This window comes from Janibacter sp. A1S7, from assembly GCF_037198315.1.
Lineage (GTDB): Bacteria > Actinomycetota > Actinomycetes > Actinomycetales > Dermatophilaceae > Janibacter > Janibacter alittae.
Window position 1 is genome coordinate 1,927,582 of the sequence record NZ_CP144913.1, and the last position, 25,234, is coordinate 1,952,815.

26 protein-coding genes and 3 pseudogenes are annotated in these 25,234 nt (G+C 63.6%); 19 read left to right on the forward strand and 10 right to left on the reverse strand.

The window, feature by feature from the left end; all coding sequences use genetic code 11:
- Nucleotides 1-27: 27 nt before the first annotated feature.
- Entirely contained in the window at nucleotides 28-594 is a 567-nt protein-coding gene (locus V1351_RS09175) for a putative glycolipid-binding domain-containing protein (protein ID WP_338747855.1), read from the forward strand.
- Between the two features lie 417 nt (nucleotides 595-1,011).
- Here the strand turns inward: V1351_RS09175 and V1351_RS09180 are convergent, their stop codons facing one another.
- Nucleotides 1,012-1,422: a hypothetical protein gene (locus V1351_RS09180; RefSeq protein WP_338747856.1), complete on the reverse strand. Its 411-nt coding sequence runs from the start codon at nucleotides 1,420-1,422 to the stop codon at nucleotides 1,012-1,014.
- A gap of 781 nt (nucleotides 1,423-2,203) precedes the next feature.
- On the opposite strand from V1351_RS09180, the gene V1351_RS09185 reads away from it, so the two are divergent.
- From V1351_RS09185 to V1351_RS09210, 6 genes are all read left to right on the forward strand, one after another.
- Nucleotides 2,204-2,647, forward strand: coding sequence for a hypothetical protein (locus tag V1351_RS09185; protein WP_338747857.1), 444 nt, complete (start codon nucleotides 2,204-2,206; stop codon nucleotides 2,645-2,647).
- Nucleotides 2,648-2,803: 156 nt separating this feature from the next.
- Complete coding sequence (locus V1351_RS09190; protein ID WP_338747858.1) at nucleotides 2,804-3,409, forward strand: hypothetical protein; 606 nt, start codon at nucleotides 2,804-2,806, stop codon at nucleotides 3,407-3,409.
- 1,048 nt (nucleotides 3,410-4,457) lie between these two features.
- Nucleotides 4,458-4,652, forward strand: a complete 195-nt coding sequence (locus V1351_RS09195) for a hypothetical protein (protein ID WP_338747859.1) — start codon at nucleotides 4,458-4,460, stop codon at nucleotides 4,650-4,652.
- A gap of 338 nt (nucleotides 4,653-4,990) precedes the next feature.
- Nucleotides 4,991-6,094 (forward strand): peptidoglycan-binding domain-containing protein, encoded by a 1,104-nt coding sequence (locus V1351_RS09200; RefSeq protein WP_338747860.1) that lies wholly within the window; start codon nucleotides 4,991-4,993, stop codon nucleotides 6,092-6,094.
- Nucleotides 6,091-6,807 (forward strand): ABC transporter ATP-binding protein, encoded by a 717-nt coding sequence (locus V1351_RS09205; protein WP_338747861.1) that lies wholly within the window; start codon nucleotides 6,091-6,093, stop codon nucleotides 6,805-6,807. The genes V1351_RS09200 and V1351_RS09205 overlap by 4 nt, the downstream gene beginning before the upstream one ends.
- Entirely contained in the window at nucleotides 6,804-7,925 is a 1,122-nt protein-coding gene (locus V1351_RS09210; protein WP_338747862.1) for an FtsX-like permease family protein, read from the forward strand. The genes V1351_RS09205 and V1351_RS09210 overlap by 4 nt, the downstream gene beginning before the upstream one ends.
- Before the next feature lie 355 nt (nucleotides 7,926-8,280).
- Here V1351_RS09210 and V1351_RS09215 read toward each other — a convergent pair whose 3' ends face one another.
- On the reverse strand, nucleotides 8,281-9,252 hold the full coding sequence (locus V1351_RS09215; protein ID WP_338747863.1) for a helix-turn-helix transcriptional regulator: 972 nt from the start codon (nucleotides 9,250-9,252) through the stop codon (nucleotides 8,281-8,283).
- Nucleotides 9,253-9,385: 133 nt separating this feature from the next.
- On the opposite strand from V1351_RS09215, the gene V1351_RS09220 reads away from it, so the two are divergent.
- A complete protein-coding gene (locus V1351_RS09220) occupies nucleotides 9,386-9,781 on the forward strand; it encodes a RidA family protein (protein ID WP_338752501.1) in 396 nt (131 codons plus the stop codon).
- Between the two features lie 118 nt (nucleotides 9,782-9,899).
- A pseudogene (locus tag V1351_RS09225) lies at nucleotides 9,900-10,058 on the forward strand (IS630 family transposase); the annotation flags it as partial.
- On the opposite strand, the gene V1351_RS09230 reads toward V1351_RS09225, so the two are convergent.
- The 3 genes from V1351_RS09230 to V1351_RS09240 all read right to left on the reverse strand — a co-directional run bounded on the left by V1351_RS09230 (nucleotide 10,038) and on the right by V1351_RS09240 (nucleotide 12,342).
- The gene (locus V1351_RS09230) at nucleotides 10,038-10,439 is read right to left on the reverse strand and encodes a transposase (protein WP_338752503.1); all 402 of its coding nucleotides are present in this window, start codon (nucleotides 10,437-10,439) and stop codon (nucleotides 10,038-10,040) included. The pseudogene V1351_RS09225 and the gene V1351_RS09230 sit on opposite strands and share 21 nt — an antisense overlap.
- Before the next feature lie 433 nt (nucleotides 10,440-10,872).
- Complete coding sequence (locus V1351_RS09235; protein ID WP_338747864.1) at nucleotides 10,873-11,817, reverse strand: hypothetical protein; 945 nt, start codon at nucleotides 11,815-11,817, stop codon at nucleotides 10,873-10,875.
- A 183-nt stretch (nucleotides 11,818-12,000) separates the two neighbouring features.
- On the reverse strand, nucleotides 12,001-12,342 hold the full coding sequence (locus V1351_RS09240; protein WP_338747865.1) for an NAD(P)H-dependent oxidoreductase: 342 nt from the start codon (nucleotides 12,340-12,342) through the stop codon (nucleotides 12,001-12,003).
- Nucleotides 12,343-12,595: 253 nt separating this feature from the next.
- On the opposite strand from V1351_RS09240, the gene V1351_RS09245 reads away from it, so the two are divergent.
- The 7 genes from V1351_RS09245 to V1351_RS09275 all read left to right on the forward strand — a co-directional run bounded on the left by V1351_RS09245 (nucleotide 12,596) and on the right by V1351_RS09275 (nucleotide 16,592).
- Complete coding sequence (locus tag V1351_RS09245; RefSeq protein ID WP_338747866.1) at nucleotides 12,596-12,841, forward strand: hypothetical protein; 246 nt, start codon at nucleotides 12,596-12,598, stop codon at nucleotides 12,839-12,841.
- Nucleotides 12,838-13,167: a type II toxin-antitoxin system RelE/ParE family toxin gene (locus V1351_RS09250; RefSeq protein ID WP_338747867.1), complete on the forward strand. Its 330-nt coding sequence runs from the start codon at nucleotides 12,838-12,840 to the stop codon at nucleotides 13,165-13,167. Before V1351_RS09245 ends, V1351_RS09250 begins: the two co-directional genes overlap by 4 nt.
- Before the next feature lie 353 nt (nucleotides 13,168-13,520).
- The gene (locus V1351_RS09255; RefSeq protein WP_338747868.1) at nucleotides 13,521-14,102 is read left to right on the forward strand and encodes a hypothetical protein; all 582 of its coding nucleotides are present in this window, start codon (nucleotides 13,521-13,523) and stop codon (nucleotides 14,100-14,102) included.
- 4 nt (nucleotides 14,103-14,106) lie between these two features.
- Complete coding sequence (locus V1351_RS09260) at nucleotides 14,107-14,502, forward strand: hypothetical protein (RefSeq protein ID WP_338747869.1); 396 nt, start codon at nucleotides 14,107-14,109, stop codon at nucleotides 14,500-14,502.
- A 65-nt stretch (nucleotides 14,503-14,567) separates the two neighbouring features.
- Nucleotides 14,568-15,659 (forward strand): IS630 family transposase, encoded by a 1,092-nt coding sequence (locus V1351_RS09265; protein WP_338747870.1) that lies wholly within the window; start codon nucleotides 14,568-14,570, stop codon nucleotides 15,657-15,659.
- A 174-nt stretch (nucleotides 15,660-15,833) separates the two neighbouring features.
- Nucleotides 15,834-16,190 (forward strand): hypothetical protein, encoded by a 357-nt coding sequence (locus V1351_RS09270; protein WP_338747871.1) that lies wholly within the window; start codon nucleotides 15,834-15,836, stop codon nucleotides 16,188-16,190.
- Between the two features lie 147 nt (nucleotides 16,191-16,337).
- Complete coding sequence (locus tag V1351_RS09275) at nucleotides 16,338-16,592, forward strand: hypothetical protein (RefSeq protein ID WP_338747872.1); 255 nt, start codon at nucleotides 16,338-16,340, stop codon at nucleotides 16,590-16,592.
- Here V1351_RS09275 and V1351_RS09280 read toward each other — a convergent pair.
- Nucleotides 16,559-17,533, reverse strand: a complete 975-nt coding sequence (locus tag V1351_RS09280) for an IS481 family transposase (protein WP_338747873.1) — start codon at nucleotides 17,531-17,533, stop codon at nucleotides 16,559-16,561. The genes V1351_RS09275 and V1351_RS09280 overlap by 34 nt on opposite strands.
- A gap of 466 nt (nucleotides 17,534-17,999) precedes the next feature.
- Between V1351_RS09280 and V1351_RS09285 the strand changes: the two genes are divergently transcribed.
- The 3 genes from V1351_RS09285 to V1351_RS09295 all read left to right on the forward strand — a co-directional run bounded on the left by V1351_RS09285 (nucleotide 18,000) and on the right by V1351_RS09295 (nucleotide 19,514).
- A complete protein-coding gene (locus tag V1351_RS09285) occupies nucleotides 18,000-18,680 on the forward strand; it encodes a GNAT family N-acetyltransferase (RefSeq protein WP_338747874.1) in 681 nt (226 codons plus the stop codon).
- Between the two features lie 142 nt (nucleotides 18,681-18,822).
- Entirely contained in the window at nucleotides 18,823-19,302 is a 480-nt protein-coding gene (locus V1351_RS09290; protein ID WP_338747875.1) for a DUF2975 domain-containing protein, read from the forward strand.
- On the forward strand, nucleotides 19,302-19,514 hold the full coding sequence (locus tag V1351_RS09295; protein ID WP_338747876.1) for a helix-turn-helix domain-containing protein: 213 nt from the start codon (nucleotides 19,302-19,304) through the stop codon (nucleotides 19,512-19,514). Before V1351_RS09290 ends, V1351_RS09295 begins: the two co-directional genes overlap by 1 nt.
- 799 nt (nucleotides 19,515-20,313) lie before the next feature.
- On the opposite strand, the gene V1351_RS09300 is transcribed toward V1351_RS09295, so the two are convergent.
- The 4 genes and pseudogenes from V1351_RS09300 to ltrA form a co-directional block, all read right to left on the reverse strand.
- Nucleotides 20,314-21,357 carry a hypothetical protein gene (locus V1351_RS09300; protein WP_338747877.1) on the reverse strand — a complete coding sequence of 348 codons (1,044 nt, stop codon included), beginning with the start codon at nucleotides 21,355-21,357 and terminating at the stop codon, nucleotides 20,314-20,316.
- A 549-nt stretch (nucleotides 21,358-21,906) separates the two neighbouring features.
- A pseudogene (locus V1351_RS09305) lies at nucleotides 21,907-22,158 on the reverse strand (transposase); the annotation flags it as partial.
- A gap of 15 nt (nucleotides 22,159-22,173) precedes the next feature.
- Nucleotides 22,174-23,207 (reverse strand): annotated as a pseudogene (locus V1351_RS09310) (IS1634 family transposase); the annotation flags it as partial.
- Between the two features lie 114 nt (nucleotides 23,208-23,321).
- Nucleotides 23,322-24,896 (reverse strand): group II intron reverse transcriptase/maturase, encoded by a 1,575-nt coding sequence (gene ltrA, locus V1351_RS09315; protein ID WP_338747878.1) that lies wholly within the window; start codon nucleotides 24,894-24,896, stop codon nucleotides 23,322-23,324.
- Nucleotides 24,897-25,234: the final 338 nt, after the last annotated feature.

Here is a 25,234-nt window from a genome sequence, read left to right on the forward strand (position 1 = left end):
CTTCGTCGTTCTCGGTACCGTCATCGCGTGACAGCGCAGACGTACGCGTGGGAGCGCGACGACGAGGGCCGCGGGCACAGCTTCGCCCGGGTCGAGGAGCATCCGGCCGGCTGGACGGTCCACGGCACCGAAGTGCTCGTCGGCGAGGAAACCCTCGCGTGCACCTTCCGCGTACGGCTCGACCCGGACTGGCACACGCGCGAGGTCGAGGTGGCGGCCGTTGATGCGAGTGGCGAGCGTCGCCTCGTGCTGGGCGCCTCCGACGGGCGTTGGGAGGTCGACGGCGTCTATGATCCGGGGCTCGATGGCTGCGTCGACGTCGACGTGGCGGCCACGCCACTCACCAACGCGTTCCCGATCCGGCGGCTGGCCTCCCTTCCACCCGGTGAATCGCGGACCTCACCTGTGGCCTGGGTCGAGGTCCCGTCGCTGCGGGTGCGCCGGGTTGACCAGACCTATCAGCGGCTCTCGCCCGCCGCCAACGGTGGGGCGCAGTGGGAGTACGGCGACCCCGACCACGGCACGTTCCGGCTCACTGTCGATGAGGGTGGGGTCGTGATCGACTACGAGGGTTTCGCGCGCCGGATCGGATGATCGACGACATCGGGCGCGATCACCCCGTCCGTAAGCGGATCCCGGACTGGAACGCGCGGATGAGACCGACCATTCGCGTCTGTGGGGCGCCCACAGTACGACGAGGGCGAGGCTCCCCCTGCAGAGCCCCGCCCTCGCGAGCCGTGCGCCTGCGCACAGTCCGTCAGTGGATGCCCTGCTCAGCCATCTGCCGACGTAGGAGCCGAACGCGGACCGGTCGATGAGAACAAATACCCAGCGGCAACCCCCGAGGCCTCCGCGAAAAGTCTATAGTTGTCGCGTGCAGGGCCAGTGGTGTGCGTGTCCGGGATATCGGCCACCGAGGGCTGTGCGAGGTTTCCCTGCTCGATGGCGGGATCGGCGGCAGGCGTGGTTCCGGCGTCGGCGATGGCGTCCTTGGCCTTGGCCGGGACCAGGTTACCGGTCGATCGAGGCCGCGCTCATCGACAGCAGTTCGGTCCGTACCGCGCGACTGTAGCGATCCTTCGCCTCGACGAGTTCACCGTGGCGCTCCAGGGCGTCCACGTGGGCGCGCATCGAGACCACCGGGCACTTGCCGCTCTGCCCACCGGATGCGGCCCACACCTTCTGCAGCACCTTCCACGCGTCGTAGGAGAACTTCGGCGCCCGCGGTTTACGGACCGGCGTGGCCACCGCCCGACCGGGCCCCGGCGGCGTCTTGGCCGCCGCGACCAGCCGCCGGCGGGCGTTGTCCCGCGACCAGCCGGTCACCGAGACCACCTCATCGAGCATCACGCCCTTGTCGGTCTTGCTCGCCTTCGCGTAGGCCGTGGCGTACTTGTTGGTCACATCGGCACGCGAGGCCATCGACAACTCACTTCCCATGCCCCAGCAGCATCCACCGATTTCGCGGGCATTTCCTTCGTGAGGCGCCGAGGGTGGTTCGCGGGCACTTTTCGTGAGTCTCGTCGGCCGTTGACGATGTGATCACTGCGCGATATCTTAATTCTATTCACGTAAAGTGATGAAGCAGGGTGAAGCGGCTTTGCAGTATTCAATGAGTCGCTTCATCGGAGGGGGATCATGAGTCGCATTGGTGGCATTGTTCGGCGGGTCGGATGTGCGGCTCTTCTGGGCACAACGATGGTTCTCGGCCTGCAGTCGGCTGCTTCTGCTGGTATCGATCCCGGCACGGGGGGCTCTGGCTACACCATTTACCCGACGTCCTCGCCGTATATCTCCTATGCGGTCGTGACCAGTTGCTACCCAACAACGGCTCTCATCGCTCAAGCAAAAGCTGTTCTCAGTGGCGTCGTGGCGTTAGGGCCCAAGTCAGTCAATAGTGTGGATGGTGAAAGCTTCGTCAGTCTGAGACGGGTAGGGACCTACAGCGGCCACTGGTACTGCATGAGAATCGCTTAAACAGGTCAACGGTGGATGAGGAACTGCAGGGAGGCTCATCATGGTTCACACAATTCGCAGTGCCGCTCTGGCGGCCCTCGCGGTAGGTGCCGTTGCCGCCACTGCGGCCATGAGCCCTGGGACAGCGAGCACTTCTGCTCCGGCAGCTGACGAGTCCACGGAGACGGCCTACTCACTGGTATACAAGAAGGCGCTCAGGCGTGCTTCGGTCTCTCCAGGGGAGGACATGGCCCTGTCGTGGGCACTTGCGGACGGACGCATTGATCCCAAGGAGAATGCGCAGGCGCACCGTCGGTACGCAGATTGCATGACGGAGAGCGGTTACACCCCACGCTTCCGGGAGAGCACGGACGGCCTTTACGTGGAATTGCCCTATCTGACTGTCGGCGATCCAGCGCGCTTGGATGCCGCCGTGCGGGACTGCTCTGTCGGCACTGCCATGGTCTCGGCCCTCTACCGGATACAGTTGTTCAACCCCCGCGGTCTGAGCGACTCGCGGCTCGTTGCCGTGCAGTGCCTGGCCAAGGAGGGGCTCGTCTCGAGCACCTACTCGGCCGAGGAGTTCGAAAGGAACCTGATCGCCGACAAGTTCCCCTTCGACGCAACCGCACCGGAGGCGAACGACTGTCTGTACGGAGCCGGATACGCGTACTTCGCCCTCGACAAGTGACGCGAGCTCCGTCGTAGGGTAGACCCATGGCAACTCTCGTGGAAGTCCACCCTGACGATCGGTGACCGGTCAGCGATCCCCTTGGCACTCTCGCAGGTCACCTCCTGGCCCAGGCCAACTCCGCTCTTCCCAAGCGGAATACGCTGCCGTAAACCAATGGTTGACAAATTTGTCAACCATTGGTTTACTGTCGATATGGAAGCGATCAGGGAAGCGCAGCAGGCTGTGGACCGCGCCAAGGATCAGTTGAGATCAGCCGTGCAGGAGGCCCGGAGCCAGGGGCAGACCTGGGCGGCGATCGGTCAGGCCCTGAACATGAGCCGGCAAGCCGCTTTCAAGCGATTCGGCGAAGTGACCAACCCGGTCGATGGCCGGAAAATAGAGGGAGTGCGTATGTCAATCGACCAGGTTCGACGAACAACCGAGCAGATCTTCGACCTCATCAGTGCGGGTGAGTACGACAAGCTCGAGCAGTTGATCCACCCTGAGGTCAGGAACGAGTTGCCAGCATCGCTGATCTCGGAGACCTGGGCCCGCGTCCTGACAGAGGTCGGCGTAAAGGAGTCATACGTAGACACTCACGTGGCTCTGCCCGCAGGAGAGCGAATCGAAGAAGACGACCAAATCCTAGGGACCGTTGTAGGAGTCACCACGCTGAACTGCGAAGCCGGCGAGATGATGGGCCGCGTGGCCGTCGATGACCACCAGCGGGTGGTAGGACTCTTGATCGTCACCCCCGACTACAGCCCGTTGCCATTCTGAGCTCACGCAGCTGAACAAGCAGCAGTCCCGTAAGCGGGAAACCTGTTCCGGTCACGGATCGCTCACTGGGTCGCGGAGCGACCCGGTTGCCGATCGCTCAGCACCGCACGTGCCGACACCGGATGGGGCGTTGGAGTGGGGACCTGCGTCGGTGCGGCGGGGTGCCCGCGATGAGGAATTAGGCGATTGCGCGGTTGCTGAAGGAAGGGGTTCTCTTACGAAGTCTTTACGGTTTCGACCTCCTCTTACGCGAGGAGAGGGAGTAGCGTACGTCGAACCTCAAGCAAAAATACAAGCTTGGGTATCGCTCCATACCAGTGATTGGTTGACTACCGCGTGAGGCGAATGGAGTGCTATTTCTTCGGGGAAGGAAAGATCATGGGGAAAACTCGATCCGTCGCGGCACGAGTTGCCGTTGCGGCGTCTGCAGCCGCAATGTTGGTTGTCAGCACTGCGGGTAGCGCAGCTGCCTTGGGGGAGGATGACGGTACCGTGTGGTGCTCGCACAAGGTGCAGAAAACCAAGGCTTACGCGACTGGAACGGTGCATCACAATCCCGCACCTTCGGGGTCAAAGACGGTATACCACGGCGGTTGGAGCGTTAGTTACGCTTCCGCGAATGCGCTGGGTGGTGGGCACTGGGTCGTTTGGACTTCGGGTCGGTTGAACCCGACCTCGACCAGGGCGTATTGCGTGGGCTGAGGGAAGTCTTGTGAGGCTTCTGCACGCAAAGTCTTCGGGCTGCATGGCTCTACTCTTCGTGTTCTTGATGGCTGGTTGCGCTAGTCAAGAGAAGGAGGCCAATGACGCTTATCCCACTTGGCAGGGCACTCCCTTGGAGTACATGGAGGCCGTCGCCGATTGCCTGCGCGATGCAGGATGGGAAGCGAAGGTAACTCCGCGTCCTCCTAGCGTGGAATCGGACTACCCTGCCAGCCAGAGGGAGGCCTTTATCCGGGACGACCGGGCTTGCACGAAGAAGCTCGGTCGAGGACCCGTCCCTCCGCCAATCACCCGGGAGCGTGCCGAGAGTCGGTATGAGTACCACGTGAAGATGCGTGGTTGCCTGTCCGAGCATGGCTATGAGACGAGCGAGCCCCCCAGCAAGGAGCAGTTTGTCAACACGGCTCTGAGCGGTCGGCCGCCATGGAATCCCTATATGGACGTGCCGGCCGACTTGAGGCAAGAGGAGTGGGATTCGCTGATAGCGGACTGCCCGCAGGATCTGCCGCTCGACGAGTGAGTACGGGAATGGCTACGGCCTGTTCCCGGTGTGGCTTACCAAGGCTGCGCCGGGAACGGGCCGGGTCAGCTGTTGGTGGCAGCAGGACATGTGCGGCAACGGTTATGCAACGGATCAGTGACTCATCATCTGCGCGGCGTGGACACGTGATGGCATGTCCGCAATGTGCGGCGTCAGCCATCGTGACTGGGTCGCTTGATGACATCTGAGACGAGGACGCAGTGGCCGTAGGAGAGGTTTGGGCACAGTCACGGGGAAGCTCAGCGAGTTCAGTTGATCGAGAGCCCGGCGATCAGCCACAGGAGCGGCGGCGCCGTGTCGGTCTCTGGGGAGTCATCGTGGCCATTGTCCTGGTCACGGGTGTGGCGCTCGGATGGTCAGGTCGCGAGTTGCTGCTGCCTCCTGATCCGTTGCCGCAGGGCCGGGACTTCTCCGTGGTCAAGGCTGACGAGGGTGAGGTTGAGCGATCGCTCAACCTCAATGTCTCAGCTCAGTGGTCGGGGGGGCCCGAGGTCATCAACGCCGCTGATGGCGTGCTGACCGAGCGTGCGGTGGAGGACGGTTCCACCGTGGGCGCGGGTGATGTCCTCTACACCATGGACCTCAAGCCGGTCATCGTGGCTGAAGGCACCGTTCCCGCGTTTCGAGATTTGATCTCGGGCCATGAGGGCGCCGATGTGCAGCAGTTGCAGGCACTCCTCGTTCACGCCGGCGTGCGGGACGCCGAGCCCACCGGAACCTTCGATGACGCCACACTGGCGCAATTGAAGGAGTGGCAGCAGCAGGAAGATCTCCCATGGACCGGGACGGTGCCGCTCGGCTCCATGGTGTTCGTTCCGGAGTTGCCGCGCGCTGTCGCTTGGGGCGAGACTCCACCGGCGCCGACGGATCAGTTCGGTGGACCATCGAGCGGGGAGGGCGGCAGCGAGTCGTCGGCGACCGTCGGCTCGCGGTTGGCGCCGGGCACGGTGGTGGCGCGATTGTTGCCGAAGCGTCCCGAGTTCACCATGACGATCCCCGCGAATCAGCTCAGCATGGTCGAGCGGGGCACGCCCGTTGCCATCCACGCTGAGGACGTGGCCTGGCGAGCCAGAGTGGGCCGGGTCGGTGAGCCGGATCAGGAGGGCTCGGCCGTCGCCCAGGTCCTCCCTGCCAAGGGTAAGAAGAGCATCTGTGGCAAGCAGTGCCACCTCGTTCCCATCAACGGTGGATCGCTTCCGACCGAGGTGATCGCCGTGCCGCCCACCACAGGCACGGTCGTTCCCACGGCGGCGCTGGTGGTCGGCGATGACGGATCCGCTGCCGTCGTCACCGAGGATGGTGACCAGGTAGAGGTCCAAGTGAAGGCTTCCGCAGGTGGCCAAGCCGTCGTCACCGGCATCGATGCCGGTACCCGAGTCCGCGTCCCGGGACAGTCCGACCCGGCAGCCGTGACCCCATGAACCCGTCCACCACGCCAGTGCGGAGCTATCGCAACCCGACGACCAATGGTGCACGCCTGGCCGCACATGCAGTGAGCTTCGCTTACGGCGGGGGTTCGGCGCGTGTGGCCCACGACTGGTCTGCCGAGTTCCGTGCAGGTGAGGTGAGCGCTATCACCGGTCCTTCCGGATGCGGGAAGTCCACTCGGCTCTACCTGCTGGCGCTGATGCTCGGCCTGGACGGCGGCATCGTAGAACTTGATGGACACCGCGTAGACGACCTGCCGGACGCCGAACGGGCGCGCCTGCGTGCCACGCGGTTCGGGTTCGTCTTCCAAGACGCCGCGCTGGACTCCACCCGCAGTGTGATGGACAACGTCTTGGAGGCGGCGCTCTATCGCGGTCAGGACCCGGCTGACCTTCGACCCCGCGCCGAGACTCTGCTCGCACAGATGGGCGTCGACATCCCCGTCGACCGGCGCCCGGGACAGATCTCCGGGGGCCAGGCGCAGCGCATCGCGGTCTGTCGCGCACTCGTCGGGGCCCCGGACGTCGTCTTCGCCGACGAGCCCACCGGAAATTTGGATCCGGGCAGCGCAGCAGCAGTACTTGGCATGCTGCGTGAACACGCTGACAGCGGCGCCGCGGTGGTGATCGTCACCCACGACCCGGACATCGCCTCGTGGGCCGATCAGCATCTCCCGCTCACCTCGCACCAGAGCCTCAGCGCATGACCGCGCCACTGATGGTTCGTGCCCGCGCGTTCGCCCGCGAGGTCCTCGCCTCGGCGTTTAGCCAACGCGTCACCTCAGTCGTCACCTTCCTCCTCGTGCTCGGTGCAACTGCCACCGTGCTCGTCACCGCTGGACGCAACGCTGGCGCCCAAGCCGCCGTCCTCGCGCAGGTCGATGCGGCCGGCACCCGCTCTCTCACCGTCTACGCGCAAGGGGTGCAGCCCTCGTTCACCTCCGCCATCGTTCCGCGCCTCGCCGCCCACGACGACGTGATTGCCGAGGTGGTTGGGTTCGGTCCCGTCACGGATGTCACGGCAGCGGCCATCCCGGTCGGCACGCCCGTGGGGATGCGCACGGCATACGGAACCTTCAGCGGGCGGCCTTTGGCCCCCGGTGAACCGGTCGCCGGTCTCACCCAAACCTGGGCGACACCGGCAGCTCTCGATACTCTCGGCATGCCGCAGGGCCGCGGAAGCGTCCGCGTCACCGACCAAGGCCGCGAACTGCTGGTGACCGACAGGGTCACCCTGCCTGAGCACCTTGAGCCTATCGAGCCGGCCGTCATCACCCCTGGAGATCCGGCTACCAATGAACCGCTGACCTCACTCGTGGTCATCGCCGACCGGCCCGAGGATCTGCCGTTGGTCACCGACCTCGTCACCGCTGCTCTAACCGATGTGCCGCCTGACGGGCTCAAGATCGAGTCCTCCCAAGCTATGGCCGACCTACGCGCCGTCATCGGAGGCAAACTCACCGCGCAGTCCCGTTCCATCATCCTTGGCGTCCTCGCCGCCGCGGCCGCCGCCAGCCTGGTCAACGTGTGGTCCCTCGCGCTGATGCGACGGCGCGACTTCGGCCGCCGCCGAGCTCTCGGAGCCACTCGAGCCATGATCGTCGCTCTCATGACCGGCCAAGTCCTCGTCCTCGCCGCAGCCGGAGCCACCGTCGGAGCTGCAGCAGGCGCCGGCTTCCTAGCCGCCTCGGGCGACCCCATTCCAACCCCTACCTACCTCCTCGCCCTTGTGGTCGCCTTCACTACGACCACGACCCTCATCGCCGCCATCCCCGCCACCTGGGCCGCCCGCCGAGACCCACTCAGCGAACTCAGAGTGCCGTAAACAGGCTCTTCGTACCTGACCCCCACCGCAGGTATGAAGACCCCGTAAACAGGCCAAGCCCAGAGTCGCTCAGGCCCTCGCTGCTGACCCGCAGTCCAAGAAAAATCGCACCCGGGGCGATTCGGGCTCAGGGGTCGTGGGAGTGATGCTCTTATGGGTTGTCAAGCGGCGGTGAGCCATTGTCGGTAGCGGTGGGCGAAGGTGTCGTCGCGGCGTCGGCCGAGTTCGAGTCACCGACGCTTGACAACCCATAGGAGAGCATCAGTCCCCCATCTGGCGATCCCATCCGGTGCCCCCGGTGGGTGGTGTACCTGGTCCACTCCCGTGTCGTTGGGCCGCTGCCCTGGCCCCACTCTCAGGTTGAATTGGCGTAGCGGTTCGCCGTCGCGGCGGCGCGGTTGTGCAGTGCGGTGCGCAACGCCTGTGGGGCCAGGGCTTCGGCGTCCGTGCTGAACTGCCACAACGCCCATTCAGCGTGCCACAGGTCCTGGTAGGTCACCTCGAGACGCAACCAGCCATCGGTGTCGACTTCTTCGGCGCGCACGGCGACGGCGGTCTTCAACAGGTCGTCCCGCCTTGTCGGGTTCACCCGCACCGAGACCGTGATGTGTGCGTCGGACAGGAACCGAGCGCAGCGCTCTTTCCAGACCTGTTCCAAGTCCACCTGGTCTGATCGCTGCGCTGGTTCGCGGAGGTCCTCGGCGGCCAGCATGCGCGAGAGCCGGTAGGTGCGGTCCTGCCCAGACTGCGTGGCCAGCAGGTAGCGCCGATCCCGCACGGCGACCAGACCGATCGGGTCGACGATGCTCCACCGTGCCGGGTGGCCTCGAGACGCGTAATGCAGACGCAGCTTGTGTCCGGCGAGCACGGCGTCACGGACCGCGCGCATCGTTGCGTCGGGCACCTCCTCGGTGACCAGTCGGCGGGAGAGGAGATCGGTCTGCGGTTGGAACAGGAACCGCCGGGTCGCGTCGCTCGCGGTCGCCTGATGAGTATCGGGCAGCGCGTCCACCACTTTGCGCACGGCTGAAGCGAGAGCGGAGCCGAGGCCCAACACCTGCTCCCCGCGCCCCGAACCGGCGGTCAAAAGGGCAAGGGCCTCGTCGTGGTTGAGACCGGTCAGCTCCGTGCGGAAGCCGGGCAACAACGCGAACCCGCCGTGCCGTCCACGTTCGGCGTAAACCGGGATGCCGGCTGCGGAGAGCGCTTCGATGTCGCGAAGCACGGTGCGCGTCGAGATCTCCAGCTCGCGGGCCAACGTGTCTGCGGTCAACTGTCCGCGCTGCCGTAGCAACAAGACCAAGGAGACCAACCGGTCAGCACGCATGCGGCACTCTATCCAAATACCTGACCAAGGATGTCGTGATTCGTTGTCAGGCTCGCCTTCACGACGTCGAGGTGACGGCTACCGAGGCCGGCAGACGGCGAGATTCAACGGGATGATTGGAGTGGATGTGGCAATTCAACGAACGGCAGTCAACCCGGTGACCTGGTCGCTGGAGATGTGCTTTAACCAGGGCGAGATCGTCACCGGGGACACCCGGACGCTGTACTGCTCCGGACAGACCGCCATGAGCAGCGACGGCCAACCAATGTATGAGGGCGACATCGCCGCACAGTTGACGTTGAGCCTGCAGAACTTGGAAGCAGTGCTCAGCGAGGCAGGAATGTCCCTGGGCAACCTCGTTCGACTCAACGTCTACACCACCGACGTCGACCAGCTGTTCCCCCACTACGGGGTCCTGGCATCACGTTTGGGCGCTGCCAAGGTGGCACCAACCACCACCATGCTCGAAGTGGCACGGCTCGCGATCCCCGGCCAGATGGTCGAGCTCGAAGGTACCGCCGTCGAGTAGAGCGACTCGCCGCCCCCGCTGCTCATGCCAACTGACATGGCACGAGCAGCAGGGGGCCACGCCTCGCTGACCACAAGCCGATCGTCACGCGGCGTGACCAGTGCGGGATCCTTCGCCGGGCATCTTCGCCAGCGTCCCCGACCTGATCGCCAGCATCGAGGAGTACATGGAAGCCAACAACGAAGACCCCCGCCCCTACGCGTGGACCGCCACAGCCGAATCCATCCTCGCCAAAGTCGACCGCGCCCGCGCGGCCCTACCCCAACGGGTCAGCTGAAACTGAGACGGACCCACTAGAGAGCTTGTACAGAAGCCCTGACCGCGCAGTGGTCACCACTTTCACCTGATCGTGCCGCCGCAACTCCTTGACCTCACGCTCCAGCTCGATGATTCGCCTCGCCTCGTCGCTGGTGACGCCGGGCCGGTGACCCTCGTCAATCTCGGCCTGACCGACCCAATTGCGCAGCGTCTCGAGGTTGATCCCGAGTTGCTCACCGACCCGACGCAACGCGCCCGACCTAGCTGCTGGGTCACGACGCAGATCGACCGCCATCCGGATCGCCCGCTCCCGAAGCTCCGTGGGGTACCTCCTTGGTGCTGCCATGGCTCTCACTCCTTCCGTGGAATGAGAGCCTCCATCAGACCCGGCACGCGACATACCATTGACCAAGCCCGTGACCTCACTTCGTGACCATGACTGCGTTGACAACAGCCATGATCACCGAGGTCACGGGCCCCTCACGTCAACGACGCGGCCCCAACCGCTGCCCGGTAAACTTCGAAGAGCCGGATTGGCAGCCACACGCTGACTACTCCGCGTTTCGGGGGCTCAATTCCATGGTTCTATCAAACCGGACCATCAGTGCTTGACCAAACGCGAGTCGGGCGCTTCCCGGCCGCGTTCGGCACGTCTCGTTCGAAGCTCTCGTAACTTCGGCTCAACAAGATACAAGTGCCCAGCCATGATGGCTGCGGCCACGCCAGAGGCGACCCAAGCATTTCCACCGGCCGCACCGGCAGCCATCGCGCCTAGCGTCCACGACAATAGGACAGCGATACTGTTGGAAACCATGCCGATCATCCTTCCTAGCTCAACCTAGACAATTGCTCAGCGCCACGGTGTACCACCCGGTTGAGGTACCTACGATTCGTCGTTGGTAGCACGTGGAAGAAGATGCACTTCCTCCTGAACGCCAAAGTGAGACGATGGAGCTGTACACCGCCTTCAACGTAGGAGCACCGATGGCTGTACAAGCCAAGGCGGCAACTTTGGTAACCGCCGTTGGCAACTTCCCAAGGCCAGAACAGGTGGCCACAGCTGCAGCACCGCCAGCCCCAATGATAGCCGTCGCGATGGCCTTAGCCTCGGCACCGGTAATGTTCAGGTACACGCCCCACCCGTAAGTCAATCGTGGGTCGGCGGCGATTGGGAACTCGGCGCCGTCGGTGTCGACATGCTGGATCAGTTCCGATCCGGAAATGCTGTACCACGTGCGGAGGCGTTCGCCGTTCGCATCGATTGCCCACGGTGCATCGAGGCGGGCCGTCTGCGTCACTTTGCCCTCGTCGGGGGAGGCTCCACTAGTCGATTGACCCTGGCTCCGCTTCAGCAATACAGATCCGTCGTCCAGGACTTGAGCATTGCCCGTGGGAAGCCCGAATGAGGCAGTCGACTCTCCATCCTCAAGCACCGCAATGAGCGCATCCCTCGTCGCGAAAGTTTCACGGTTCGCAGGTGCTGTCACCGGGAGGGAGGCCTCCAACGATATCGTTTCGCCAGTGGCCTCAAAAAGCGGCGCATCATCTTGAGACTTCCCCATTTTCGGACTTACGCTCTCCGATTCCAGCGCCCTTTCAACCACTGCTCGGTGATCGGTCGGCTCAATCTCAACAGACGCAGCAGGCTGGGGTGCCACGGCTATTGTCATTGCTCCTGCCACCAGTACGGCAGATAGTCGGCGAGTTGTGGCGGACGCGCTGTGGAACACGATTCTCTCTCTAACTATTGTCAGGTCCGATATGGACCAGCGTGTCACGGGGAGAGCGAGTTCGCAGGACGAAAATGCCTGCCGCCCCATCGCGGTGTCTCGTCCATCGATCATGGTCGTCGGCGCGGACCATTGCTCGCCAACTCCATAGTTGGATCGCCGTCGCGGATGCGCTCGATCGGGGCGAGCGGATCAGACTGGAGCTGGCATGGTTCCCTCTGGTGTCCTTCGTCATGCGGTCAGCGGGGCAGCAAGGGTGCCGCCGAGCACCTCGAGGACGTCCGTCGCCTGCTTCCACTCCAGCGTCGCGACGATCGAGTTCACTGCCCGCACAGCACCGGTGACGTCGTAGCGCCCGTGCACCCACAGGCCGAAGGGCCGCTTGGACGTCGGGCCGACCTGCCCCTCGCCTGCCCCGCCGGAGTCGTCGAGCGCGCCGCCGATCTGCAGAAACGTCGAGTCGAAAAGGTGCTTGAGCGCCCCGGACATGTAGCCGAAGTTCGCCGGCGTGCCGAGCAGGTAGCCGTCGGCAGCGAGGACGGTGTCGGCGGAGGCCTCCAACGCAGGGATCACCTCCACACCCACCCTCACGATGTCGGCGTGCCGCGCGCCCTCGAGCGCCGCGTCGAGCAGCGCCCTGGTCGATCGAATCCGTTAACATATCCGGAGACCCACGAGTATGCGGGCTGTGCCAGTGACCGCACCTCGTGCGCCGCATCACCAACCTGTTGCGGCGACGCTGGCTGGTCCGTTGAAAGCTCTGGATGGCCGCAACGATGGCGTGTGGTCATAGCCGTATCAGCCCTACTCGGCGTAGAGTCGTGACGTGTCGTTGAGCGAATCGGACTTCTACGAGGCAGGGCTGTCCCTGCCTCCCGACGTGCGCAAGCACGTAGCTCTGCGGTTGCTCGAATCGGTCGACCCGGACGAGGCCTTCGGCGTGGCCTCTGAGTCGTGGCTGCGCACCGAAGCCGCTGCCGCGTACGACGCACTCAAGGCCGATCCGTCCCGAGCAGTTCCGGCCGGGGATGTCCGGGCTCGCTTCGAAGAGAAGTGGGCCGCCCGTTCATGACGGGACGGATCAACTTCACTCCCGAAGCCGAACGGCAACTCAACGAACTCGACGACTGGATTACCAAGGCGGCCTCCACTGACATCGCTCAGCGATTCGTTTCAGCGGTCCTCGACCACGTCAACGGCATCCTGGTCTTCCCATTCGCCGGCCGCGCTGGCGACGACGTTCGCGCGGGCATGCGAGTGACCACGTACAAGAAGAGGACCATCGTTGCTTACGAGGTTGATGAGTCGCCTGGTGACCTCGTGGTCAACATCCTCGGCGTCTTCCACGGCGGCCAGAACTGGGAGACTGCGTTCGCTGAAGAGCAGGTCGATCCTTAAGAGGGCTGATCGCACCGGGGCGCGCGGCAAATGCGTCGTAGAGGGATCCGTGACCGGAACAGGTTGGTTGGCTGGCCCAATTGCTCGCCGGCCTCGGCGACAATGGGAGAGTTGAACCAGCATCGACGGTAAGAGTAGAAGCCTTGGACGAAGCGATGTTAGGCAGAATCGTGGCGGGGACGCTGCAGCGTGAGAGCGCAATTCTAGTGGTCCGTCTCAGTTTTGAGTTTCTACTGCATCGAGGGCGGTTCGTGCCCAAACGAACTTCGTGAAGGATGGACTCAACGGTCAACGAGACACCCATCGAATCTCCTGCTACCTTCCTCGGTACATGACACTCAGGGGGAGAAACCATGAACCGCACCGCTGTCTCGGCGATCGCCGTCCTTGCCGCCATCGCTGCCTCGACACCGTCCGCCGTCGCGAGCGTCGCCGACGAGAGCAAGCCCAGCGCTTCGACGAGCTCACCCGAGTCCATCTCTGACCAGGACTTCGCGGGGTCCGAGGGCGTTGGCCGGTACGTCCTCGCTGACAGTCCGAGCGAGGCCAATCGCGTCCTAGATCGACTTGACTCCGGGCAGCTATCCGCGGCCAGCGTCAGGTACGGGCCCTGCACGCTGTACCCCTCCCCAATCCGCAAGAGGAATGGCTACGTACGGACGAAGCCGCACACCAAGTGCACGGTCTCGGTCACCAGCATTCGCCACTCCACAGACCTTCGATACAAGTCCTTCATCTGGTGGAAGCTGAAGGGCACGAAGACGGCCAGCAACCGTGGCGTCGCATCTCTGCAGCAGAAGAATGCACAGTTCAAATGCGTCAGTAGCGAGAAGTCGGGGTGGGGCAGCACCACGGCAGGAACGATCGTTTACCGGGGAAAGACGTACTATGCGCGCGTGTACCCCGCCCGCGTCTCGCTCTCCTGCGGAGGCTGACTCCGTGCGCAGCCGAACCCGCAGCGGCACCTGTTGGGTGGTTTACTTCGACCGTCCTGACACGCAAGCAACCGCATCCTCAGGGCTGGCACCCGTGGCCGTCACGTCCAGCGAGCAGGAGGCGCTGCAACTGCTCGAGCAGTTGCTGGCCTCGGCTCCCGGGCGCTCCAACCTGGTCGAGGACTACCCCTTCTGCGCCAGTGACCGCAAGGGGAAGAGCGCGGACGATACCCGGGACACGGTGCACCTAGTGGTCACCATCGAAAGCGACGACGGTCCGACCGTCAGCGAGGTTTTCGACTCGATCGACAGCGCTACCAAACACGCAGAGGAACTGCGACAGCATGGAGCGAACGGCGTATCTATCACCGACATGGTGATGAACGCCACCCCAACCTAATGGTCCGCCTCGTTCTAGTAGCGTGTCGCGCAAATAGATATCTGGTCTCCTTTTACCTTTGAGGTATGACCTCTACAGCAGCTGCCATGCCGATCTCGTCCACCCAGCGAGAGGTGCTGGAAGGGGTGGCTCGATCCAGCGCTGCGGCGCACCGGGAGGTGGTGCGCGCGGGTGTGCTGCTTGATGCTGCTGCCGGGGTGGCGAACACGGTGATCGCTGATCGTCATGGGGTGACGGCGGTGACGGTGCGTGCGTGGCGGAAGGCGTTCGAGGTCGATGGTCTGGCCAACTGGGGCAAGGTCGCGCCGGGGCGGGGACGGAAGCCGACGATCAGCGAGGAGAAGGTTGCCGAGATCCTCGAACTGACGACGAAGACGACTCCGGAGGGTATGACGCACTGGTCGTGCCGGGAGATGGCCAAGCGGGTCGGGGTCAGCAAGGACACCGTGCAGCGGATCTGGTCGGAGCTGGGGATCAAGCCGCATCGGGTCGATTCGTTCAAGGTCAGCAACGATCCGCAGTTCACCGAGAAGGTCATCGACGTCGTGGGGCTGTACCTTAATCCGCCCGAGCAGGCGGTGGTGCTGTGCATGGACGAGAAGTCCCAGATCCAAGCCTTGGACCGCACGCAGGCGAGCCTGCCGATGGTTCCCGGCCGGGCGGGAACGATGACCCATGATTACAAGCGCAACGGGACCACCACCCTCTTCGCCGCCTTGGATGTCCTCACCGGCAAGGTCATCGGTCAGTGCTTGCCCCGGCACCGGCACGAGGAGTTCCTGAAGTTCCTCAAGACCATCGACCGCGAGGTCCCCAAGGGGCTCGAAGTGCATCTGATCTTGGACAACTACTCCACCCACAAGCACGCCGCGATCAAGCACTGGTTGTCCAGCCACAAGCGGTTCCATCTGCACTTCACGCCGACGTCCTCCTCGTGGCTGAACCAGGTCGAACGCTGGTTCCGCGACCTGACCGAGAAGAACCTGCGTCGCGGGATCTTCGGGTCCGTGCCGGACCTGATCGCCAGCATCGAGGACTACCTCGAAGTGAACAACGAGGACCCCAAGCCATACACCTGGACCGCTACCGCCGAATCGATCCTGACGAAAGTCGCCCACGCCCGCGCCGCTCTGGACACAGTGCAAAGTCAAAACTGAGACGGACCACTAGTTGGCCTGTGCTCAGCTGTTCTGCTCACCGTGGGGTGCACCGCCGCGGATGAAACCACCGAGACTTCCCCCAAGGCAGCGACACCACCGACTGCGACTCCGAGTCCCGGAGCGGACGATTGCCGGGTGACTCCTCCGACAACGGAGGGGGTCCCGAGCGGAGTGCGCGAAACTCACGAGGGTCCCGTTTTCGGTCAGGGGGCACTGTGGGTGGGGGCTTGGTGGACCGACAAACCGGCACTCAAACAGGCCCGCGAGATCGGCGGCATGAAGTACCCGTCATTCACGATCCGGGAAGGGAATGTGACAGATGAGCTGGGACCGCCTCGGGTGCAGGCCGAACGGGTCGACGGCAAAGGCGAAGCCTCCGGCAGCACGGGTGGATATGCCAAAGCCGTAGATGACGCCGGCAAGACCTTCCACTGGTGGCCTACCGCGATCAGCTTCCCCAGTCCTGGCTGTTGGCAAGTCACCGAAACCGTCGGCAGGACCAGCATTACTTACGTCGTTTGGATCTGACCGCAGGAGGCTTCGGCTGGCTGCTGGTCATACGCGTGGCACGACGCAACCGGCGCATCGCTTCCTTCACCGCCCAGCGATCCCGCTGCAGGCAAGTGACGTCGTGGGGAGGCGTGCCTGCCTGGCGCGCCGTGTCATCGTGAGGTCATGACACTTCCTGCTTCTGTCCGTGAGCTGACCGACGACGAGTGGCAGCTCGTGAAGCTGGCCCGTTCCACAATCGACGCGAACACCGACGCGGGCCCGAACGAAGATGGCGTGCACACCATGGGAGCCGCTGTCCAAGCCGCCGACGGGCAGATGTTTGCCGGTGTGAACCTCTTCCACTTCACCGGTGGCCCGTGCGCAGAACTAGATGTACCCGGCCATCACGTTGGTGACAGTCGGCTGGTCGGGGTGTGACCGCCGAGTGCGGTGTGGCGGCGTTCAGTGTTGTAGTGCTCGAGCCAGGGCGCAAGGGCAGCGCAGCGTTGGTCGTTGCTGGTGAAGACTTCTCGGTAGGCCCATTCGGTCTGCAGGGTGCGGTTGAACCGCTCCACCTTGCCGTTCTGCCAGGGGCAGTGGGGCCGGATGAACTTGTGTGTGGCGCCCAGTTCCTCCATCGCCTCGCGCACGTCGTGGGAGTTGCGGTAGGAGAAGTGGTTGTCGGTCATCACCCGCTCGATCGTGGTGATGCCGTGGTCGGCGAAGTACGCGGCTGCGCGCTTGATGAACCCGGCGCAGGTGCGCCCTTTCTCGTCGGGCAGGATCTCGCTGTAGGCCAGCCGGCAGTGGTCATCGACCATCGAGTGGACGTAGTCGTAGCCGATGCGAGCCCTTTTCTTCGCCGCAGTGGAACCCATTGCCCGTCCGTGGGCCTTCCACCCACCACCGTGGGGGATCTTGCCGATCTTCTTCACATCGACGTGGGTCAACTCGCCCGGACGCTCGCGTTCATAGCGCACGGCAGTGGTCTTCGACGCGCGGATGACTTCCCCGGTCAGCGGGTCGCACTCGCGCAGGTAGGGCACGCCATGGCGTCGTAGGACCCGAGAGACGGTACGGGCCGGCACGTCGAGCTCGGGACCGAGCCAGTCCTGACCACGACGTTCCTGGCGGCGGGTGGCCACGATCTGCTCTTCGATTTCGACCGGGGTCTGGCGCGGGCAGTGGTGCGGACGCGAGGAACGCTCGTGCAGACCGGCCGGGCCTTCCTGACGGAACCGGTTGATCCACCGGTGGGCGCACTGGCGGGAAACGCCTTGGGCCTTGGCGGCGTGGGCCACAGCCCACCCCTGCTCGCAGACCCGCTCCACCAACAACTGATGACCACGCACGGTCAGTCGGGCATTACTGTGGGACACGAGGACCTCCGGTCGGTCGGCGACTTAGACATCACCCACCGCACCCGGGGGTCCTCCCTTACGTCAACGACCCAACCGGAGTGTCACCAACCTGTCGGCCGGGTACAACTAGTGGTCCTCGGTGCCGCACGTGCTGCAGGCGCCCGGGAGCTGACAGCCATCGTGGCCGTGGGCAATCACGGTCGTGGACCGGTAGGTCCGTGTGGCCGGGACCGGCAGGTGCTGTTCGACTACCACCGGAACATCCGCGTGATCCTGCCGACCGAGCACGGAGTACGCAGCGTCCTGATCTCCGATTTGATGCCTCTCGCGGCACTGTGGACCGTCGACGGGGGTACACAGCCCTACGATCCGGGACCGTCAACCGATCAGTGAGACTGCTCCATTCGTCGATGGGTGAACGTCACTCGAGGCATCGGAGCGAAAGTCGAGTGGCGGCATTTCAGAGATTGGAGAGACTGTGGGAATGCTCGCCGATCTGTGGCCGACCTACGGTCTGCGCATCTGCACGCCCCGACTGTGTCTTCGACTGCCTGACCTCGAGGAAATCGGCGCGCTCGCCGAACTGGCAGGCCGAGGCGTCCGTGAGCCCGACGAACGGCCGTTCCTGACTCCGTGGACTGAAGGGAGCTCGGCGCAGCGGGCGGAGGTCGTGCTGCGTGACCATTGGGCTCGACTCGCTAGTTGGCGTGTAGACAACTGGCGGCTGGGGCTTGGGGTCTTTCTTCGTGATGATCAGCCGGTAGGGATGGTGAACCTGCGGGCTCGCGACTACCCGGTCCTGCGTGAGGTCAGCACCTCGTCTTGGCTCGGTCAAGAACATCAGGGTCACGGCATCGGCACCGAAGCTCGCACCGCCGTGCTGTCGCTGGCGTTCGATCATCTAGGTGCCACAGACGCCACCACCGAAGTCTTTCCCGACAACCATGCTTCCCAAGGCGTCTCACGCAAGCTGGGATACCAGCCCGACGGGATCTCGCGTGATGCACGCGGATCCGAAGCTCTCGTCTCCGACCGCCTGCGACTCACCAACACCCGGTGGAACGCCAATGGACACGTTCCCATCACCGTAGAAGGACTCGACAAGGCGCTGCCGATGTTCTTTGGCCGAACTCTGCAGATGGAGACTGACCAACCGCCACTCTGAGGCGACAGGTCCCTCTGACTGCGAACGGGAACCGGAAGCGGATCGCTGACCGGTGAGGGCGCGGCATACGGGACGAGACCGAGCCGCACCCGGAGCCATGGGATCTATTGACATTCGATAGTTGGGCATTGAAACTCAATCCATGACGAACAGGTTGCCCATCCTGACACTGCGGGCCGTGCTCGGCATCGCACTAGCTTGCTGCCTCGCCTTGCAGGTGGTGGTACTGCCATGGATGTCGGGTTGGGTGGCTCATGAGAATCCTGAAGTGGCGTACATGCGCTGGCCCATCCTCACGCTGTCGATCCTTGGTTTGGTGTGTGTCGAGGTCGTCCTGGTGTGCATCTGGTGCCTTCTGAACGCGGTCCAGACGTCCCGGATCTTCGATCCTCAGCTGTTCGGCTGGGTCGACTGGATCGTGTGGGCCCTAGCCGCCGCAGCAGGCATCTCGTTCGTGACTCTCGTGTACCTCCTGGCTGCCGCAGTGGGGCCGATCACCGTGCCGGCTTTCGCGCTGTTCGCCACCATCGTCGCCCTGGGAATGATGTCGCTCATGGTCGTCATGCGGTCCCTGCTGCATCAGGCCACGGCCCTGCGAACCGAGATGGACGCTGTCATCTGATGGCCATCGTTGTGCGCATCGACGTCGAACTCGCTCGCCGCAAGATGTCCGTCTCCGAGTTCGCCTCCCGCGTGGGCATCACGCCCGCAAATGTGGCGGTCCTAAAGAACGGACGAGCCAAAGCGGTCCGCCTGTCCACACTCGAGGCCATGTGCGCAGTCCTGGACTGCCAACCCGGCGCCCTCCTCGAATGGATACCTGACACCGATTAGAGGCACCGCCAAGAAGGCGTCAACACCAGCCAGTGGTCCGTTAATCGATCGGTCACTGGTTCCGCGTGACGTTCAACGACCGGGACGTTCGAACATGCCTTATGCACGCAGATCGGGTCGATCGCCCACCGGCGTCATGGGTGGCAGTGGGCTTGAGCGGAATCGAAGTCCGGGTGGTCGACGCTTCGATCGAATAGCGCGAGGGTCATGTCTCCCTTGGTGTAACGGGCCCTGGGCCCGAGGGTGCAGAAACCCCGCGGTGCTGGAACTGGTGAGGCGATTCGGTGGCCCCACCGGGCTACGCGCCGCCGGCAAGCGTCGATTAGCCGGTTGGAGGAGATGCTCGCTGCGACCTCGATGCCCCTCCGTACAGCCACCATAGGCCCCCCCAAAAAAAGCCGGGGCCGAAGAACCAGCACCCCGGGCTTCATTCGCCTACGCGAGACTCCTCCATGTGCGTCCGGCAGCCCAGACGAGTAGCACTGCGCAAGCACCCACCCACCACAGCACTCCAAGTGCCCAAGTCCACCCGTCAAAGACATGCAGTGATTCATCCACCGCGCCTACCCGCATCAGCACCTTCGAGACTAGAGCAATGACGAGCACCATCATAAACGGCAGTAGCGTAATAAGAAGCCACTGAGGTACCCGCACTTTTAACATCCCGAACACGAACAGAAGCCCAGTTAACCAAAAGCAGATTGCCGATACCCATGTAATGAGAGGCGGCGGCCAGGCGACTGCGACAGGTACCAACCACGGCAGGCCAAGAGCCCAAAACCACTGCGTAAATCCACCGTCAGACCGTGACACAACTCGGCGCACTAACATCGGGGTTGAAATCCAAGGTTACGTCCGCATTGTTCACTGGCGTGTTACTTAGGTTTAGGAATCCTTGGTTCCTAAACCGGTACAAACACCCACTTGGTTTCGCGGGGTTGGACTCATCGTCCGCAGCAGCCCACAACACCTCGTGCATGGGAGCTTTGTCGTGCGACGCTTCGACACTAACCCACCCATTTGAAGTATGGCGGTAGTCGTAATCTACACTAATTGCGGGGGCGGGAGTAGGTGCATGGGGAGGGTTTGGGTTAGGTAGATTACACAGCGGGTTCGATGAATCCATTTTCACAATTCGGGTCGCCGCACCCAAATCCCCGAGATTTGGCGGCAGTATTTCCGAGAAGCCACTCTCCAAGGTGACATCATTTTGAGCGTTGGCCTGGGCAGTTTGCAAAAGCTGGCCGTTCTCGTCATATGCTGTAGTTATGCCAGTCTCTTTTGACACCAAATTGTCGTAGATGGTGGGATTCACCCACGCTGACCCTCGCCAATTACTGGCGACAGCTGACCCGACCCTGAATCGTCGAGTGTCAGTTGTGTATAGGTCAGGAATGGTATCAACAAAATCTCGGTTATCTCCACCATAGGAGTCATACCCGAGAGTCAGATATTCTGTACACGTAGGAACACCGAGCAGTTTGGCTTGGACCTTGTTCTCTTCAATAAAGGCAGCCCAGGCGACGGCCCTCCATTGATCTGAACCCTCTGCAGTTGCAGACGCGATCGTTGAACTGGCGGATGAAGCCTCAGGAATTGTTAGCACAAAACTCTCAATTCCGCCATCAGGATCCGATCCAGTGATCAGATATGTACCACTAGCTGCTGTGCTGTTGTCGACAAAGTAGTCTTTCGTTGTCTTTATCTTTTGCTTGTCCGGAGTGGATATCTCCCAATCTGATATATCTCTATTAGATGCCCATTCCAAGCCCACCGAATTCTTGGTTCGCGTCCATCCGACGCGCCTCTTCCTGTCTGAGGGCGCCTTGACCGTGCGATCCACGACCAGATCCTCGGTAACGCCGCTCTTGTTCTGGACTACGTAGTGGCGCATTTCCCCCGCGGTTGAGCCAGACCGGCTAGGAAGCTCTAGCCATGCTCCACCCCCACCACCCCGCTGGGTTGCACCCGTTCGTCGAATAGAGGAATCCGGTGCAACCACTGACAAGCCCGAGGCATCACCAACGATGTCCACATTTGAATTGCCTTTCGCGCCACTACTTGGCGGAGTGCTCCATGTTAGTAGCTGAGCACCGGCGAGTGCGAGGACGGTCGATGACCTGAGCATTTTCGACATATTCGGGCTCCCTAAGTGATTCTGTTCAGTTGAGAGTACTCTCTTCAGCGAGCGGTTTCCTGTCGAAAGGCGTTTACTCTCTCCGCGTGAAGTTTGCCGTGGAGCAGCCCGCGAGCCTCGACAACTGATGGCCTCGCCCTCTACGACAGCTGGCAGCAGGCTTTCCCGGGTGGATCCCCTATGGCGAGCGGTGGGAAGTGCCCCGCGCTACTGAGAGGATGAGGGCTCTTCAACTTTGAGCGTGGTGCTGGGTGTTCACGCCGCGATTGGTTGGGGCGCGTAGCCAATGATGCGGCATCGGTAGTTGTCGTGGTTGCGGTAGCCCCTGCCGATCCTTTTGAAGGTCTTCGCGGTCAGGTTCGCTGCCTCGGAACGGGCGTTGTTGACGCGGGTGCGCACGAAGGTGAGCGGCTCGCGACGCCACGCGGTGAGCGTCTTGAACAGCGCGAGGGGTTCGGGCAGTCGGGTGGCGCGCATGGCCTTGGCCAGCGCGGCCCACCTGACTTGTGCCACCGGGGTACGTCACTGAGGCGGGAGGTCCAGGTCGTCCAAGATGGCGACCGCGTCTGGGGTGAGGGGGTCCTCGGCATGGTGTTCGTGGCCGGCGATGCGCACGCGGATCTGCTGGATCGGGCGTAGCGCCTGCACGATCTTCTTGATGCTCACCCCGGTCGCGTCTTGCAGGTAGCGAGCGATGGCCAGGGCAGCGAACACGATGGTCAGGTGCGCCTCTATCGCTTCACGTGAGTGGCTGAATATTGGCCTCGCGCGCAGGTCGGTCTTGCTCATCCGGAAGGACGCTTCGACCTGCCACAACGAGTGGTAGCTGGCGATGACCTCGCCCGCAGGCATCAGGTCGACGGGGATGTTGGTGACGTACCCCTTCAGCCCGACCAGCCTGAAGGCACGCTCCAGGGAGGCCTGGTCCAGGACACGGTCGCCGCCGGTGGTCTTGACGAACCTGGGTGTGCGGGAGGCCTTCTCACCCGCGATGACAGCCTTCGCGCGGTTCTCCTGCAACGTCAACGTCTTCCGATCCCGCACCGCTCGTTTCCTGGAGTAGGCCCACACGCCCGCCACGACCCCAGAAACGTGGCTGGGTCCCAGACCGGCTCGGCGCGCTTGGCCGCATCGTTCTCGCCGCGGGCAGCGGCCGTGGCCCGCTTGGGGGTGATGGTGTCGATGAGCTCCCCGTCAGCGAACGCGTCCCCGTGCCAACGAAAGTGGGACGCCAGATCGCCCGGGGCCTTGACCGCGCGGGAGCCGACGATGAACCGCAGCCCGGCCTCATCCAAAGCGGTCAGGTTGCTCGTGGACAGCATCCCGGCGTCGGCGACGACGACCATGTCACTCAGGCCGTGCCGGGCCTGGAACTGCTGGACGATCGGGATGATCGTGGCTGTTTCGGCCTTGCTGCCCTCGTAGCAGCCGATTTCCAGCGGGAAGCCGTTGCGATCGACCAGCAGACCCACGACGACCTGCGGGTCGACCCTCCGCTCCTTCGAAAATCCGACCTTGCGCAGCTCGTCCTCATGCTCGGCCTCGAAGTACAGCGTGTTGGGTCGGTCCGGGGCGCGGTGGCGGCATTGCTGCTGCCCCGTTTCCCCGGACCGCCCGCCGAACCCGCCGTGCGCCTTTCAACGCAACGGGCTCTCCACGAGGTGATGCCGTCAGGCGGCCGTGGCCGGGTCGTAGGGACTGGGGATCCGATTCCCGCGGTACCGATAGCGTCGAACCCGCACTTTCGTGGGGTCGAAGACGGCCACGTCCGTAGTCGCGATGGGTTTCCAACTGCCGTCTGGGCGGCGGAGCCATCGTTTGACCTTGGACCAGTTCCAGCGGCGCTGCTCGCGCTGCCACGCGACAAAGCGTCTCCAGGTGAAGTACCGAAGGAAACTGAATCGTCGCCCGGCGATGGCGTGGCGGAAGTAGGACGTCCACCCGCGCAGCGCCGCGTTGACCTCAATGATCACGTCCATCATGGGCCGTGGTGACCGGCGAGGGGTCAGAGCGCGGATGGTCTGTTTGATCCTCGCGAACGCTTTGTTGCTGATGAAGACCATGCAGCACCACTTGCCGCCTCCTCTGCGTTTCCTCCACTGGATGTGGAAGCCGAGGAAGTCGATCCCTTCGCGTAGGTGCGTGACGCGGGTCTTGGCCTCGGAAAGCCGCAGCCCGATCCCGGCCAGCACCTCGGCGGCCTGTTCTTTCAGGGCCAGCGCGTCATCCTTGCTGCCGTTGGTCATGATGACGAAGTCGTCCGCGTAGCGCACGATCCGCCAGTTGCCCAACCCGTGGTAACGACGTTTGGCGCGTTCAGCCTGGCTTGACTGGTCACCACCTGGCTTCCACGGGGCCATGATCGCCTCGTCCAGCACGGACAAGGCGATGTTGGCCAACAGCGGCGAGATGATCCCGCCTTGTGGGGTTCCCTCACTGGTCGCGGCCTGCAGACCGAGCTCATCAAGAACTCCGGCCTTGAGGAACGCGCGGACCAGTGCCACGGTCTTCTTGTCCTTGATCCGTTCCCGCACCAAACCCAGCAGGGCAGTGTGGTCGATGTGGTCGAAACATCCTTCGATGTCTGCGTCCAGCACCCACCGGTACCCGCTGGTGGCGTAGTGGTGGATCTCGGCGACCGCGTCATGGGCGCGCCGCTTGGGCCGGAACCCGTAGGAGACCGGCTGGAAGTCGGCCTCGAAGATCGGTTCCAGCACCATCCTCAACGACTGCTGCACGACCCGGTCGGTCACGGTCGGGATCCCCAACGGGCGCGACTTGCCGCCCGGCTTGGGAAGGAGCACCCGCCGCACCGGCGAGGGCCGATACGTGCCGTCCTTCAGGCTCGCGGCGATCCCATTCAGGAAATCCCCGATCTCACCCCGCTGGGCGATCTGACGCACGGTCACGCCGTCGACCCCCGCGGTGCGAGCCCCTTTGTTTCGTGCCACGTGCTGCCAGGCCACCCGCAGGTAGTCCGGGTGTGACACGAGGTTGAACAAGTCCCCGAACCGCTGATCGCGGTCGGTCTTGGCCCACCGGTGATACTTGATCTGCGTCCGCGCTACCCGCTCCCTGACTTGCTCCATCAAGGCTCGAGCGTCGGAGTTCACCAACGCCTCTTGCGCCATCGCAGTACCTCCTATCCATCCTCGCTGCCGCCCTTCCCGATGTGTCCGGCTTTCCCGGACTCGCAGTACTACGGCGGCTCCGCCAGCCCCCGGGCCGATCGGCAGGCGACGCACCCAGCCACACCGACCCGCGCTGGCTGTACAGGCTCGGCGGGCAGGCCCCGGGGACCTTCCCGTGTTCACTTGCTGTCCGCTGACCGAAGGAGGCACCCGGCTATCTGCCTGCGGCACTCGTCGGCGACTACTCCGTAGTCCTTCACCGCCGACCCGACCCGGGACATGTAACTCGTGCCCCGGGCGGTCCACCGCCCATCACTCCGGCAGGTGGCTGGCCGCGCCCGCCCCATATCCACTGGGTTTGAGGCGGTAGTACGTCAAGACAGGTGATGACACCGGTTCCTCGCGTATACCTCTTCGGCTTGCTCGCCGCGCCCACGCCATCCAACGGTGCT